8 protein-coding genes are annotated in these 15,512 nt (G+C 57.3%); all 8 read right to left on the bottom strand.

Annotated features, from left to right (window positions below; genetic code table 11):
- Position 1 precedes the first annotated feature (1 nt).
- A complete protein-coding gene (locus ACOX7T_RS11760) occupies positions 2–805 on the bottom strand; it encodes a queuosine precursor transporter (RefSeq protein WP_433442951.1) in 804 nt (267 codons plus the stop codon).
- A 14-nt stretch (positions 806–819) separates the two neighbouring features.
- Complete coding sequence (locus ACOX7T_RS11755) at positions 820–1,701, bottom strand: acetamidase/formamidase family protein (RefSeq protein WP_433442949.1); 882 nt, start codon at positions 1,699–1,701, stop codon at positions 820–822.
- 571 nt (positions 1,702–2,272) lie between these two features.
- Complete coding sequence (locus ACOX7T_RS11750) at positions 2,273–10,111, bottom strand: endo-alpha-N-acetylgalactosaminidase family protein (protein WP_433442947.1); 7,839 nt, start codon at positions 10,109–10,111, stop codon at positions 2,273–2,275.
- A gap of 139 nt (positions 10,112–10,250) precedes the next feature.
- Entirely contained in the window at positions 10,251–11,066 is an 816-nt protein-coding gene (locus tag ACOX7T_RS11745; RefSeq protein WP_433443061.1) for an AraC family transcriptional regulator, read from the bottom strand.
- Between the two features lie 201 nt (positions 11,067–11,267).
- Positions 11,268–11,873, bottom strand: a complete 606-nt coding sequence (locus ACOX7T_RS11740) for a TetR/AcrR family transcriptional regulator (RefSeq protein ID WP_433442945.1) — start codon at positions 11,871–11,873, stop codon at positions 11,268–11,270.
- 206 nt (positions 11,874–12,079) lie between these two features.
- Positions 12,080–12,931 (bottom strand): DUF6273 domain-containing protein, encoded by an 852-nt coding sequence (locus ACOX7T_RS11735; RefSeq protein ID WP_433442943.1) that lies wholly within the window; start codon positions 12,929–12,931, stop codon positions 12,080–12,082.
- A gap of 26 nt (positions 12,932–12,957) precedes the next feature.
- Positions 12,958–13,110: a hypothetical protein gene (locus ACOX7T_RS11730; protein WP_433442941.1), complete on the bottom strand. Its 153-nt coding sequence runs from the start codon at positions 13,108–13,110 to the stop codon at positions 12,958–12,960.
- Positions 13,111–13,147: 37 nt separating this feature from the next.
- On the bottom strand, positions 13,148–15,244 hold the full coding sequence (locus tag ACOX7T_RS11725) for an Ig-like domain-containing protein (protein WP_433442939.1): 2,097 nt from the start codon (positions 15,242–15,244) through the stop codon (positions 13,148–13,150).
- Positions 15,245–15,512 lie beyond the last annotated feature (268 nt).

Below are 15,512 nucleotides of genomic sequence, written 5' to 3'. Positions count from 1 at the left end.
ATCAGGCGCTCATCTCCTGCTTTCCCGGAGTGGGACCCACAGAGATGGGGGTATTGTCTCTGAGGATAAATCCTTTCTCTCGCAGGAAGGTCATGAAGTAGAGGAAGATAAGCTCCAGCACACCGGCCGCCAGGCGCACAATCACGGAGATGAGCACCATCTGGCTCATCTGCTCCACGCTCTTGGTGCCCGCGAAGGCCAGCAGGGTGAACAGGATGGCATTTGCCACAAGGCCAACAAAGGTGGAGACAAAGGTACGCAGCCACAGCTTGCCGCTGCCGGTATTCTTCTTGATCTTTGCGAAGATATGCACATTGAGCAGGCCGCCGATGTAGGTGGCGACGATGCTGGCCACGGTCACCCGGGGCACCACCATCATCAGCTCCTTGAAGTTGATGTAGTTTGCCTCACCACCGGTGGGCGCGGGGAGGAAAACGAGCCACACAAGGTAGATGGTGGTCAGCGTACGGACGATGAACTGGCAGGTGACAGAGGCCTTGGCGATCTCCCGGCCGTAGAACTCGTTGATGTAGTCCTCGCCGCAGGCCAGGATGGGGTACATCAGAGAACCGGCAATAATCAGGAAGGACTTACCGCCCACATACAGGCCGCAGTTTCTGACCGAGGTGAAGGACACCATGATCTGCAGGCCCGCCATCAGGCCCACCATAATGAACGGCGCGTAGCGCTTGCCCATTCTGTCGGACAGAATTGCGCCGGCGATGATAACAACGAGACCCAGGATAATGGTAATCAGCAGATTGGGGATGCCAGACCAGGGGCCGGTAATAAAGCCTAACTCCATTTTTAATATCCTCCTCAGCTCTTCAAAATACTCTTGGGAATTTCCATGGCTACCGTCCGTTCCGGGTTCACAACCTGCGCAATCTTCAGGTCGCAGGTCTGTCCCGCCAGCGCATACGCCTCGTCAAAGGAGATGCCGTTGCGCTGCATCAAAAATGCGATTGTGGTGCGCACTGCCTCTCTGCAGTTCTCATCCAGGTCAGGGCCGGAGATCAGGAAGTCGTAGCTATTCTCCCGCTCCACTAGCGGCCACGGCAGGGACTGTCCCTTCACAACGTCAATGCGCATGGTGACGGTGCTTCCGATCTCAATGCCGGTGCCGAACACCTCGCCCATTCCCATCGCCGCGTGGACGTCGCCCACGGCCAGCAGGCCGCCCTTCACCTGGACCGGAAGATAGACCGTGCTGCCGATGGCAATCTCCCGGGCATCCATGTTTCCGCCGTGCCTTCCCGGTGTGAGGCAATCCACGGGTGTACCGGCAGGTACCACACCCAGGGTTCCAATCATGGGCTGAATGGGGAATTGGGTGGTCTCGCTGAAGTGCACCACGCCATTTTCCACCAGCACATCCCGTTTGCAGCAGTGGTCCACCTCATCCTTCAGGATTCCCATCCACTGTCCCATCCACATCTTGCCGCGGGTATCCAGCTGGATGTCCAGGATTTCAACCTTCAGCAGGTCGCCCGGCTCACAGCCCTCCACATAGATGGGGCCTGTGATGGTCAAAATCCGTTTCGGGTGAGGTTCCACAGAGTAGTCTTTGGTAAAAACCTCATCCGGAATACCAGGCTTTGCGGTCTCCACCTGGAGCGTCTCTCCCGCAACAATGGTGATGGCCGGAATGTTTTCCTCGTCCATAACGTGGATGACGCTGGCTGTTGTCAGTAATTTCATCTGCACACTCCTCTCTCTTTTTTGTTGTCAGCACCTCTTCTTGTTGAGTTCATTATACTGGTCCGGGCTTTTTTGCTCCTCGTATCACAGCCCAATTTCCCGTCGGCAGCGATGGGCAGGCTGCACAATTTATTACCACACCTTTCGTCCATATCTGTCTATTTTGGCTTTTACCTTCTAAAACCCCCGTGCACTTTATGCCACAGTACATTGACATGTCCTGTCCTTCTGTAATTTTCGACGCGTTTCCTGTTTATATTATTTTCGACATATTAGTCAACGCCAAATGAGGAGTTTTTTGTGAATATATTCTAATATTTTGTTAAGGGTCTCCTGGCACTCTCCGCTCCACAACTAAACAGCACAAAAAAGCGCTTTGCACAGGAAATCCATCCTGTACAGAGCGCTTTTTCAGTGAAATCATAGTTTTCATATTCAGGCAGTAAAAAGCGGGAGCGGCACAGCCTGCGCTGCGCCGCTCCCACCTTCATCTGTCGCTTTTGGGCTGAGTGCTCCCGCCTTCCACACGATTTCAGGCGGCAGCCATATGATACGTTTCCTTTCTGCTTTGTCAGTCGGCCTGCTGCTCCCCGCTCTGGGTAAACCGCATCAGAATGACAGCTACCTCAGCACGGGTGGCATTGCCCTGGGGGTCCAGCAGCCCGCCGTTCTTGCCGGTCAGGATTCCCTCCTCCACGGCCCAGGCCATGGCATCCGCAGCCCAGTCAGAGACCGTGCCGCCGTCAGCAAAGGCATTCAGCGCATCGTCGGAGGCTGTCACGTCCAGCTGCTTGTAGGCTGCATACCGGTACAGCATCGCCGCCAGCTGCTCACGGGTGATGTCACCGTCAGGCTGGAATGCTCCGCCGTAGCCATTGACAATCTCCTGCTCCGCCGCCCAGATGACTGCGTCGGTATACCACTGGCCTTCAGCAACATCGGTAAAGGGATTGCTGCCGCTGAGCGCCGGACGCTGCTCCATGTTGTAGAAAATCTGTGCCATCATGCTGCGGCTCAGGTTCATCAGAGGATTGAAGGTACCCTCGCCGGTGCCGTTCATGAGGCCCTTCTCCGTCACGTACTCCACGGCCTCGCTGTACCAGGTATCAGCGGGCACATCGGTAAAGCCGGTGCCGGTGCCGCCGCCCTCAGAGGTTTTGAATACGGCCTCAATGGTGTGCTTTCCGCGGACATTCTCAAAGGTATATGCGGAGACTGCACCCACAGATTCGCCGTCCACCAGCACGTCGGCGATGACATAGCCCTCATTTGCCGTGATGGTAAAGGTCTTGTTCTGTCCGCGCTGCACCACAATGGATCCGGTGGGGCTGATGCTGCCGCCCTCGCCTGCCGTGGCCTTGATGATATAGCTGTTTACTGCGGGCGGAATGGCATCCTTATAGGCATTTACAACAACAATAACGCTTTCGCTGGCCAGCATGGTGCCTCTGCCTGCAGTACGCACCTCATATGTGCCGGGATCCACAGCCGTGGTCTCCGCACCGCACACCTGCCACGTGCCACTCTGGCTGAGACGGTATTCCATATCTGCGGTGGTTCCCACCAGCGCACCGTCGTTTCTTGCTTCCGTCTCATCTCTGCCGGTGACGCCGCTGGGCTGCTCCGCCTGGGTCAGGACAATCTTCTGGATCTCAGAGTCGATCGTGTCCTCACCGCTGCCCAGGCGCTTAACCTGAATGCCGTTGGCCGCGGTAACAGCGGCGCCGCTCAGGTCCACGCTCTCTCCTTCAATTCCAAGCCAGGTCTTTCCCCCGTCAAGAGAGTAGACCATTCCATTGTCCACATTGCTCAGCTGCATAGTGGCCGCGTCAAACTCCGCTTCCGGTGTGGGTTCCGGCGTCAGGCCTGCCAGAATTCCCACCTCAGCCTCCGTCAGAGACGTGGTGAAGATGCGCACTTCGTCGATAGCGCCGTGGAAGGGATAGGAGAGTCCGCCGCCGCCCTTGTGGCTGCCGCCGATGCGGAAGCCCACACGGGTCTCCACACCATACTGGAGGGCTTCATTTCCAATCTGCTTGCCGTCCAGATAGAGCTGGGCGCTGCCCGTCTGCTTCACAAATGCCACATGGTGCCACTCGTTGGCAGTCACCTTTTCGCTGCCGCCCATGCCGGCCACATTGGAATTGCAGCGCAGCTCACCGTCGCTGCCTACATAGAAGATAATGCCGCGGCTGCCGGCATCGCCGGAGATATCGTTGCCCACAATCGCGTTGACGCCGGACGAGCCGTCCCAGTTGATCCAGGCGGACACGGTAAAGGTATCCTGCTGATAGAGGGCGTCACTGTCTACCTCAATGTAGTCGCTGCCCCCAAAGCCGGCCGCCTTGCCGTCCTTGCCGTCCACAGAGGTCACACCGCCGGTCTTGGTTCCCGACGCATGACCGGCCTCATCCGCAGCTGCCTGGCCGGCCTCCTCATCCAACTTATAGTAGTGGTAGAGGAGGGACAGGATAAAGGTATCGCTGCCCGAGACCGTATTTTTCCCGGAGAGGTCCTTCACGTTTTCCACCGTCAGCTGGGCCATGTCCAGTGCAGAGAGCCCGCTGAGGGTAAGGGTGACGCTCTTCCCGTTCTGGTTCAGGCTGGCCGAAATCACCGTCACATCCGCGCCGGTAACACGGTAGTTGGCCGGATTTTCCGCGCTCTCCCGTTCCATCTGCTTGTTGAAGGTAACAACTGCCGTATCGCTGCCATCCAGCTCCAGCTCAATGGCCGCCGGAGGAAGGATTCCGGTTGTCACCTTGGCCTCAGCGGACTTTTCTCCCTCGGTGGCCCCGCCGTTGACTGCGGAGACCTGATAGGTGTACTCGGTCTCATCCTGTGTGGCCATATCGGTATAGGTTGTCACATCGCTGGATACGACGGCCAGAAGGGCTCCGTCACGGTAGATGCGGTAGCTGCTGACCCGGCCATCGTCATCTGTGGCGGCCTCCCAGGTCAGTTTCACCCCGTTGCTGTTCTCAACCGCCTGGGCGGTGAGATTTCCAGGTACCGTGGGCGGGGTGGGATCGGGCTTATAGTATACCTTGAAGTCATCCAGGACGTCGCCGCCCTCAATGCGCACGATATAGTCGTTTTTGGCGCCGGTGGTGAACTGGAAGGTATTGTGGCCGTCACTGAAGGCCTCCTCCAGCACCTTGTCCGCGCTGTCGGACTCCGAAACCACGTAGACCTTGCCGCTACCGATGGTCTCAAACTCCATGGTATAGTCGCAGTTGGGCATCAGGCGCATGGTGGCCGGGCTGGTGCGGATGGGATGTCTGCCCTGGCCCTGGTGGCCGTACAGCTTCAGAGACCAGTTGCCGTTGATGGTATCGCTGGTATAACCCTCATGGGTCTCGGAGAGATGGGGCACACCGTCGGAAGCGCCCTCGGGGCTGAAGATACCATAGGCGCCCTGCTCCACATACTCAAAGGTCTCGTTGGCTACATATCCCTCGGCCAGGTCGGGCTCCGCAGTCTTAACAATGCGGCTCTCCATAAAAGTAGCCTTACCGCTGCCGCTTTCACAGGCGTCGGCGGAGAGCGTCAGCTTGGCGGTGGTCTCACCCTCGGGCTGGACAAAGTCCACCCACATGAGCTGGACCATCTTGCCCAGCGCATAGTTGTCGAAGTACTGGTTGGCCATCACTACCTGCTCCAGGTAGTTCTCATACTTCTTGCCGTCAGGCGTCTCTACCGTGAGGCGGGCAGTCTTGCCGTTCTCCGCGCCAGCGTAGATCAGTACCCGGTATTTCTGCCCGGGCACCAGGCCAGTCATGGTCTGGCTGACCTGACCTGCCTCCGCGCCGGTCATGGTCAGGATGGACACGCCATTGCCATCGTCGTTGAACTGGATGTCCGCCTCGCCGTCCTTCTGCCAGATGGAGAAGTCGCGGCTGTTGAAGCCGGTATCCTTGATGGGGCTGCCCACGCTCCACTCGGTCACGTCGGCCTCGGCCTCGCCGGGATACACCACATAGGGGGTCTTGGGCTCGGCTTCGATGATAATCTGTCCGTTCTTGACCTCAATGGTGTCCACCAGCTTTTTGCCGGTCTGGGTAGTCTCATAGAGATATACGTTCTTCAGCCCGGACCAGGAGGCAGGCAGAGTCCAGGTGGTCTCGCCGCCATCGGCGTTCCAGTGGTAGATCTTGGCGGCTTCGTCAGGATTTCTGGTTTCGCTGTCCTCGGCATACCAGGGGATGAAGATCTTGCCCTGGCCGTCGGTCAGCTTGTTGCCGTCCTTGGTAATGACCCAGTTGGAGGAGGTGACACCGTCCTCAAACCAGGCGGTGGTGCCGTCGTCCTTTTTCAGGGTGTGGCACATGAGGTACTTTTCAGGCAGCTGATTGGTGTAGAACTGCTCCACCAGGGTGTTGATATTGTTGTTGTGCTGCCAGGACATCATGGACGCGGCGCGGTTATAGCCGCCCCAGTAGATGGGGCTGCTGCCGTAGACATCGCGCTGGCTGCCGTAGACAAAGTGGTGGACGCTGTTGGCGCTGGTGCCGCCGGTGCTGTGGACCCATACGCCGAACCGGTTCAGGTCGGTGGCATTCTCAGTGCCGAACATCTCGGCGCCGTTGCCCATCATGTTTCCGATGAGCTTCAGCTCATCCCAGCGGTCGCCCTCCCAGCAGTCCACATAGACAAAGTCCAGGTCGGGTGTCTGGTCAAAGAGCTGATCCAGCCGCCAGTCAAAGCTGCCCTCCAGCATGTCAATGTCACGGCGGATATTCCGGGACTGATCCATCCAGGCCCATGCGTTGCGCTGGGAGATCACATGGTCGTTGAACATTTTGGCCTCGGGGTAGGCCTCATGGGCGTTGATATGAATGCCGAAGTTGGAGTTGATCTTGTCCGCCTCCGCAATGGCCACATTCATATCCTCCGCGCCGCCGGCACGGTGATTGATGTCATTGTAGTCGGCGTGACCGGAGTCGTGGCCCTCGTTGGCATAGCCCTTGAAGATCAGCGTCTGGCCAAAGCCGTCCATATAGTTGCTCAGGCGCTTCATGTTGTCAGCGACCTTCAGGAAGGGCTGCTGGGCACCGCTGGCGAAGTTGTAGCCCACATGGAAGAAGGTCCGGGCCGCCTCGTCGCCGCCGGGGATCTGGTCGCCCACCAGCTTGTTCCGCAGGGCATTGCCGCCGTCCTGCCAGTCGGTTACGCCGTCGCCGTTATTGTCCTCGGTGATGACCACCCGGCAATAGAGATCCGCCTCGTCAGGCTCAGAGGCAAAGGGGAGAATTTTCTCATCGTCCAGGCCGCGGTACATGAAATCCGTGTTCCAGACGCCCACACTCACCTCTCCGTCAGGCAGCTCAAAGGCGCGGTAGCGGAACTCATCGCCGTCGATGTAGATGTTGTTGGTCATGGCCGCGGAGAGGCCGTTTGCACTGATGATGGGGATAATCACAGTGCGATCCGCAGTGGTGGAGACATTCCGGTCCGCGATGGTCTCGTGAATGTCCCGGAAGGCCCAGTCGTTCTTGTCCATCCATGCCGCGTCAAATTTGGCGCCCTCCTGCCCGCTGTTGGCAGAGATCAGAGGCTGCCGGGGCAGGGTGATGGAATTGACCTGTTCGCCCTCAGGCTCCACAATGTTATTGATGCGCATCTCCAGAATCTGATCGTCCAGAACCGTGAACACCACATCAAAGGTGACGCCGCTGCCCTCCGGCGTCACATGATATGTGACGCTCTTTCCATCTTCGGCAGGCTCCGCCACGGCGGTGGCCGGGTAGTCCACCGTATTGATGGTCACATAGTTATAGCGCAGCTCTGCGCCGTTGAGTGTCTTGCCGTTCAGGCTGTAGTCCAGAACCCGGGGGAAGTCACCGGCCAGGCGCACGGTAAGGCCGTCGCTGCTGATGGACAGGGGCTCGGTCTCCTCAGCCTCCACAAAGGGCACCACAGTGCGGAAGACAACCTTCTTGATCAGCACATCGCCGGTAGCTGCGGTCTGGATACCCATGCCGCCCAGCACTTCCTTCGCCTGGGACACGCCGGCTGTATGGGTGAACTGATCGTCCAGCCACACGGTCATGGAGTCACCCTCACAGCGCACCTTGACCTTGTTGTCCTTTACATCCAGCCGGGACACCCAGAGGGCACCGTCCCACACCAGCTGCTGGCTGGCGCCTTCGCTGTTTGTATAGTCCCAGTAGGCAGTTGCGTTGAAGTCCCGGTTGGTGCCCACGCTCTGCCATGCGCCGGTATTGGGATCAACCCGGAACAGGCCGCCGATAACACAGGACTGCTTGTCGCTCATGAACTCACAGGTGATCTCAATTTCACCGTTGGCGGTCATGGGGGCATTTTCGTTCATCAGGAAGTTCTGCCCCTTCAGCAGCATGCCCGGATCGCCGCCGGCGCCCACGGACATCTCATAGGTGCCGCTGCCGGACAGCTTGGTCCACTCGTCCAGGCCCTTGTCCGGCGTCCAGACATACTCCACCTGGGTGGTGCTTACCTTCACCACTGAGAAGGTGTCCGTGCTTCCCTTGGCAAACGCAATGTTCAGCGTAAAGCTGCCGGGCTGCTTGAGGATATACTCTTTCTTCAGTGTAATGCTGTCACCGCCAAGGATGTAGTCCGTGCCTTCCTCCAGCTGCGAATCACCGTTGGTGATGGCGGTAACGCTGTCGCCTGTACCGAAAGTAACCGGGATCACCACATTCTCCGTGCCCCAGTCATCTTCCGTGATGTTTTCGCTGCTCTTGTCCGCAGAGGACGCGATATACTCGCTGCGCTGGATATTCTCCACCGTGATGGTCTTGCCGCCCCGCCAGATGCGGAAGCCATATGTGCCGGCATCCAGGCCGATGGGGCTTTCAAATGTGGTCAGCTTCTGTTCTTCTTTACCTGGCTCGGTAATGTAGACCGTGATGCTGTTCTCAACCGTCACCATCCGGAGATGGTACTTGACACCGTATTCAAAGGTCGTTCCGGTAAGATTCGTGACACCGCCATAGTTTTCCACGCCGTCTTTCCGGCCAGTACGCTGGAGAGCTGCGGGCGTGTCGATTGCAAAGCCCTCATAGTTGCTGCCGTCCAGGACACGGGTGGCCGGCGCCACGTTGATAAAGCCCTCACCCTGATCAGCCGCCGGATCGGTAAATGTAATATCGTACTCCAGCACGCTGTTTCTGTACTGTTCCGCCGCGCTGTCAAAGATAACCCAGCCCTGCTTCCCGGTGTCTTCAATGATCTTGCTGTGGTTGATGATCACTCCGTTTTCCGTGGCAGTAATCCAGCCCGGCTGAAGCTCCACGCTCTCACTCGTGGCCTGCTCCTGCATGACCCAGCTGCCGGCACCGGACTCCTGCGGAGCCTGGAGCTCCTCTGTAATCGGCTGCTGCACAGCATTTCCGGCCAGGTCCGCAATCCCGCTGATTGTCAGCGTCACAGCGGCTCCGGCAGTCAGACCGGCCACAGTGAGCGCGACTGTCTTTCCGTCCTCGGCCAGAGCGGCGGATTCCACGGTTACAGTCTCACTGTCAAAGGTATAGTTGCCCGTATTCTCCGCAGATGCTTTGTCCAGCTTCTCGTTGAAGGTCAGCGTCACAGTGTCCAAACTGGTCGCAACTGCCCGCACCAGCTCAGGCGTCGTCTCGTCTGTTACCGGCTCACCGTTCTGGCCGGTATAGCTGATGTTGGAGAGATAGACCTCGGTGGTCTCTCCCTCAATGCCGCTGGCCCCCAGCTTCAGGGCCACCACATCCGCCGCCGTATTGTCGGCCTGGCTGAAATCCACATTCTCAAAAATCGTCGTGCCGTCAACCGTGGCTTTTGTCAGCGTCGTGCCGTTCCATTCCATGCGGAGGGTCTGGGACTCCCCTGCATCCGGTCCGCTGACACCGGACTTTGCCCAGCTGCCTTCTCCACCCTTGTACAGCTGGTAGAACCACCCGGTGGAGTCAAAGCCAAGGAAAAAGGCATTTCCCGGGTCGCTGTAATTGAGATACACACCAAAGCGTGTGTCTCTCTTGGTCAGGACCGGCTCTACTGTCAGCTCGATAAACTTGTCCGTATCCCCGGCGGCAGCCAGCGCCGAAGAGGCCGTTTTGTCCACAAAGGCAGCGGGATACTTCTGGGGATCGCCCGCTACATTGTTGTTGCTGATACTGGCCTTCAGGTGCAGTCTTCCATCTGCAACCTCACAGATTTCTCCGTCGCCCAAGTCCGTCTTCTCATCCTGTACCCATTCGTCATAGATGCCGTCCTGCGCTTCATAGGGCAGCTCCGTGACCTCGGTCTCTTCTGAAGCATCAGAAGAGACAGCTGACGGTGCCGTCAGCTCCATCTCCTGCTCTGCGGCCAGCGCGGGCATTGGCAGCATGCCGATACACAGCGCAACAGCCAGGAGCAGCGCCAGGGGGCGTTTTGACTCCTTCTTTCTCACATGGTATCCCTCCTGCATTTTATTGACCGCTCGGTCTATTTTTATTATAACCTGCCGTGCGCCTGGTGTCGTATAATTTCTGTACAGATATTCGCTCTTTGTATGAAAAACGGAACTCCTCTTTTGTCTTTTTTATTGTTCAGATATCTTTGTCCGACATGTCCTTGTATTCGCCCGGCGTTACCCGGGTATAGCGCTTGAACACGGTTGAGAAATATTGGGTGCTGGAGAAGCCCAGTCTGGACGCAATTTCAGTCATCGTCAGATCTGTGCTTGTCAGCCAGCGCATGGCCTTATCCACCTTGGCGATGTTAATATAGTCATTTACTGTAATATTGATGATGTCCTTAAATACGCCCGACAGGTGCCGCGGCGTTACCTGGCAGGCCTTCGCCACATCGGAAAGAGTAATTTTTTCCTCCATGTGGTCGCTGATGTACTGAATGGCTTTGATGGCCATGGGATTTTCAATGACAAAAATTCTCCGGTATCCCTGTGAGATCTCACGTGAAAGGAGAAAGACCATCTCATAGATGTAAATTTTGGCCAGAGGTTCACAGAACTCCTCCGTTTTGCTGTTCATCTCCGTGCAGATACGCTCCACGCACTCCCGCAGCCTCTGGGAAAACGGCAGGAGCAAATAGGCGCTGTGTTCATCGGTAATATAGCTGAGAAACTTTACCTCCCGCACCACGTCCGCTTCCACCCAGGAAAAGCTGTCCGGCTGAAAATGCATCTGAAGAAACCGTGCCGGTCTCCTTGAGCGCATATGAAAGGAATGAATCATGTGGGAAAAAATCACCATCATCTCTCCTGTCCGTACAGTGATGGTCTCCCCGTTGACTACAATGTCACACTCCCCCTCTGTCATCATGCAGACCTCCACATTTTTATGGCAGTGAGGCCCAAAGTGATAACCCGGCTGTAATGTACGGGGCAGCGCATTATATATCATATTTTGTTCTTTATGGTACAGCTTCCCAATCGTGGATTCCATGTGCGTGCAACCTCCCAGCTGTCATACATTTTCATACAGGCCATGCTCCGCTGTACAAAGGATATCAAAAGCAGACCACTCGGTCAATATTTAAGATAAAAAAACACCTCACTGACAAAGCACTCTGCTTTCATCCGTGAGGTGTTTCTTTTTTCGCCTTTAACGCTTTACAATTCCATAGAGGAATACTCTTATCCACCGCAGGCGCATAGCCTCCTGCTGGGCCAAATCCTGACTTTGAACCAGCTGCTCCAGCCTCATATTCACCATTTCCTGATACACCAGATAGGCCTCTTCCAGCTCCTGTAAGGAAATGTCCTCCCACAGTTCCATGCTCTGGGTTACACGCTTGAGCAGTTCCAGGTTAATACGGTTCAGTTCGGTGCGTCTGACGTCAATCTCTGCGGCAAGAGATGCCGGTGGCATTGCAGAGACATGATGAAGCAGGGTTCCATAATAGGGATTTTCCTCAAAAAAGCGTCCCCGCGCTTCAAAGCACCTTAAAAGCAGTTCTTCTCCGGAAGCGCTGCACTCCTCCGCACAGTTTCTCAAAACGGCTGCAATTTTGGAGAACATCTCCTCCACGCAGGTCAAATACAGCTCTTCCTTGCCTTTAAAGTGATGGTATACGAGCCCTTTGGAGAGCCCGCCCCGTTCACAGATGGAGTTAATAGACGCTGTGCCATAATCATAGCTTCCAAATTCCTCAATGGCAGCGGAAATAATTCTCCGTCTTGTCAGCTCACTCTTTTCTTTCTGCCGCATATCCGTCCCCCCTCACTTCAACATCTGAACAAATTATACCATACATCCATCCTGCACAAAATACCAGGCTTTATTGAAATTACTGAGCCGACCACGGATGCGCATGGAAAATCCCCTGGTTCCGGAGCAAGCCCGGTCCCAGGGGATTCTGACTGCAAGCCTATATATCTGAAACCTAGTCTGCCATTACCTCTGAATGCCTTCGTTCAGGCAATTCGGATCCAGATGGCGGGGCGCACACCGTAGTCCACGCAGGAAGAACGTTTCTCAATTTCGGCGCTTTTCCCGTCGTAGGATGGATACATCAGGTAGGCATCGTTATAGTAAATATCCCGCAGCCAGTAACCGCACGGCTGCCCGGCCAGCGCGGCCGGCCGCTTCTTTGCAGTCAGGACCTTCTTCGCTTCACCCACACTCAGAATGAACACCCTGTCCTGAGTAGGCGTCAGCAGCTTCTTCTGCCCCTTGTAATCAATTTGGGCGTTGTCATGGCTGTGCTCCTGAATCAGGCTCTGCTCCGCCGGGCTGAAGGTGCTGCTGAGAAAGTTCTTGTTGAGGAACCTCCTCAGGGTGCATTTTGCCCACTCCGCCCCCCGGGCCTGGTTGTCATTGTGATATTCCTTTTTCATCACTACATTTTGGGTGATGAGCAGGGCCTGGCCATTCTCCACGCTCAGCACCTCCCAGGTGTACCGGCCGAAGCGGAGGGTATCCCCCTTCTTCACGTCCGCCAGAGACTTCAGCAGGTCCCCGGCGGAGTCAGCGCGGGCCTCAGAAAATTCAATGCTGGCCTTGGCATCCTTCCGGTTCTTGAGGCGGTCCCCAAATAGCCCCTGGAAAATCCCCGCGACCACCGCCACAACAAACGCAATGGCAATCAGCGCCAGGACGGGGGAGGTCATGATCAAAGCGCCCACAATGGCGCCGCCAATGACGCCCACCACCGCTACAATCGCAATCAGCGCGGCCTTTTCCGAGGCGCTGCCGTCGGATTTCATGATGATAAAGCAGAAAAATCCGATGACAATCAGGATGATTACGGCAATGATTTCTGGCATAATGCTCTCTCCTTCTCTCTGTTTCCTTATTTGAGCCCGTATCGGGCCGCGATCTCCTCCAGCTCCCGGCTGTCAGCCTTTTGAATCTTGTCCGCGTCCAGTATCATGGCGGGCAGACCGGAAAACGCCCCGGCGTATACCTCATCCAGCAGCTTCTCACGCAGTTCCTCCGTATCCATCTCTCTTCCTCCTCTCCGTCTTGTCCGTCCCGGCGGCTTATTCCTCCGCCGCTCCAATGGTCAGAGTCGGGCGAACACCCGCCCGTCTGTCTGCCTCAAAAAAGCCGTTGGAATAGCCGCTGCCCTCCGCCACCACCGAGCCCACCATTCTGCCGTTAAACTTGTAGGCGCCTTCCAGCCACCACATATACTCACCCAGGTAGCTCTGGGTGGAGCCCCGGCTCATGGCATACTCTGTAAAGCCTCCCTCTCTGGCCTGGCTGCTGTACTCTTCCAGCGCATCCTTCGTCAGCAGTCCCACGTCCTGAATGGCCTCTGTACTGCACCCGGCAAAGGCCGTCTCCGCAAAGGTGGTGTCCATCCACTGGTCCAAGTCCTGCACGCCGTCCTCCGTCTCTATCTCCAGGTAGGGCTGGGTGTCCAGAATATTCAGGCTGAGCAGAAGCACCCCCTGGCTGTCCGTCCGGAGTACCATCCATTCAATGGGCTCGCTGCCGTTGGACGTGTCGCCGTCCTGCTCGTAGCTGCCGAAGGTGACGGTGTCCCCCGCCTTGGCCATGCGGATTGCAATGATCCCATCTGCTTCCTTTAAGGCGGCCAGCTGATCGGGCGCGTCCTTGTAGCCCCCCAGCTCCTCCAGAAGCCGGGCCGCCTCCAGCGCCCGGCCCCCCTGGGCCAGGAATATGGCTTCCTTGTACTTTCCGTCCATCGCGGACGTATAGCCAAATACGCCCGCTGCCACAGCCGCAGCTGCGGCCACAACGCCCAGCAGGACAAACCACTTTTTGCGGCTCTTTGCACCGGCCCCTTCCGTCCCGCTGTCCCCAGTCTTTTTCTTCCGTAGCAGGAGGACCGCGCAGATCAGAATGATCAGAACCAGGGCGGCGCCCACCCCCGCCAGAACCAGCAGCAGGGTGTCATCTGCCACCTCCAGCGCAATGTCAGCTGAGACGCCATCCGCGGACTGGGCCGTAATGGTCACCTGTCCGGGTGCCAGGGCGGTGACGATGCCGTCGGCATCCACCGCCGCAACAGCCGGGTCGCTGCTGGTCCAGGTGAGCTCCGGATAGGTGGCATTCCCGGGCAAGACCGCAGCCAAAATCTGTGTGGTCTCCCCCACCTCCATCTTCCCGTCAAACCCGTCGGCCACGGTGAATGCAATCTCCTCCACCGGGATGGGGAGAACCTCAATCTCCACCGTAGCCTGGACATCCTTCTGGACCGCAGTGATGGCAGCCTTGCCCACACCCACAGCGGTCAGATTGCCCGCACTGTCCACAGTGGCCACGCTGTCATCGCTGCTGCTCCACTGGATGTCCTGATAGGACGTGTCCGCCGGATAAAAGATCACGCTCAGCTGAGCCGTATCCCCGATGGTGACGGTTTCAGGCATCTGGATCTCAATCCGTTCCGCTATAATTTCCTCCACCGTGAGCGCCAGGCTGGCTGTCTTGCCGTTTGCCGTCTCCACTGTGACTGTGGCCGTGCCGGGCTTGAGGGCTTCAATGGCGCCGTTGTCCACGGACAGCACCGACGGGTCGCTGGTGCTCCAGACCAGCTCCTTGTTGTCCACATTTTCCGGGGTGATGACCGCCCCCAAAGTCTTCTGGTCGCCGATGTACAGGGTGTGCTCCAGAGTGTCAAAGCCGGTGATCTCCACTCCTTCAGCCACAACCTCCTTGACCGTGATTTTGAGAGTGGCTGTCTTGTCATTGAAGGTGGAGGCCGAGATGGTGGCCGTACCGAAGCCCACCGCCTTGATTTTGCCGCTGCGCACTGTGACCACGCTGGTGTCGCTGGACTCCCAGGTCACGCTGGTGCTGCAAGCATTGGAGGGCGATACGGCGGCGGAAATTTCCACCTCCTCCCCCATGGAGAGGGTTGTCTTTTCCACCTTCAGCGATACGCCGGTGGGGAATTTGTCCAGATAAGGGCAATAGCCCGACACATGGAGATGGGCAGGGTAGCCGCCGCAGTGGTAGTGATAGCTGCCAAGGCCGCTGACGTTGTTATTGTCCCTGTGGCCGCCGCTGCCGTCAGTGCGGCCGGAATGGGCCGAGGCGCTCACCCCTGTGCTCCCCACTACCATGACAGCGCACAGCAGCACTGCCAGAACCCTGTTGAGCCTTTTCATAATCCTTCCTCCCTGCCTGCTTTGCCCGCACAACGGCAACAGGCATGTTTTCTTTAGGGTACCATGCAGAAAGGGGCAGAACAATATACTGGCTGCATACCCTTTTTCCTTCCGCTTCTCCTGGCCCATACAGCGCTCCCGCCCTTTGCTCTAAAACAAAAACATGCCTCCCGCTGTCGCGGAAAGCCTGTTATTGGTACGCCCGAAGTCCGAACGAGGGGACGTGCCGGTGGCACGTCCACGACCGAGGAGTCCCTTCCCAAGAGGG

It is taken from the genome of Pseudoflavonifractor sp. (assembly GCF_050943825.1).
In the GTDB taxonomy this organism is placed as follows: domain Bacteria; phylum Bacillota; class Clostridia; order Oscillospirales; family Oscillospiraceae; genus Pseudoflavonifractor.
The sequence above is the reverse complement of the archived record's forward strand: the minus strand, read 5'-3'. Positions and strand labels throughout refer to the sequence as shown.

Bases quoted from the DNA above. Each gene is read 5' to 3' on its own strand.
- ACOX7T_RS11760 (WP_433442951.1), bottom strand. From the start codon at position 805: ATGGAGTTAGGCTTTATTACCGGCCCCTGGTCTGGCATCCCCAATCTG.
- ACOX7T_RS11755 (WP_433442949.1), bottom strand. From the start codon at position 1,701: ATGAAATTACTGACAACAGCCAGCGTCATCCACGTTATGGACGAGGAA.
- ACOX7T_RS11745 (WP_433443061.1), bottom strand. From the start codon at position 11,066: ATGATATATAATGCGCTGCCCCGTACATTACAGCCGGGTTATCACTTT.
- ACOX7T_RS11740 (WP_433442945.1), bottom strand. From the start codon at position 11,873: ATGCGGCAGAAAGAAAAGAGTGAGCTGACAAGACGGAGAATTATTTCC.
- ACOX7T_RS11735 (WP_433442943.1), bottom strand. From the start codon at position 12,931: ATGCCAGAAATCATTGCCGTAATCATCCTGATTGTCATCGGATTTTTC.
- ACOX7T_RS11730 (WP_433442941.1), bottom strand. From the start codon at position 13,110: ATGGATACGGAGGAACTGCGTGAGAAGCTGCTGGATGAGGTATACGCC.
- ACOX7T_RS11725 (WP_433442939.1), bottom strand. From the start codon at position 15,244: ATGAAAAGGCTCAACAGGGTTCTGGCAGTGCTGCTGTGCGCTGTCATG.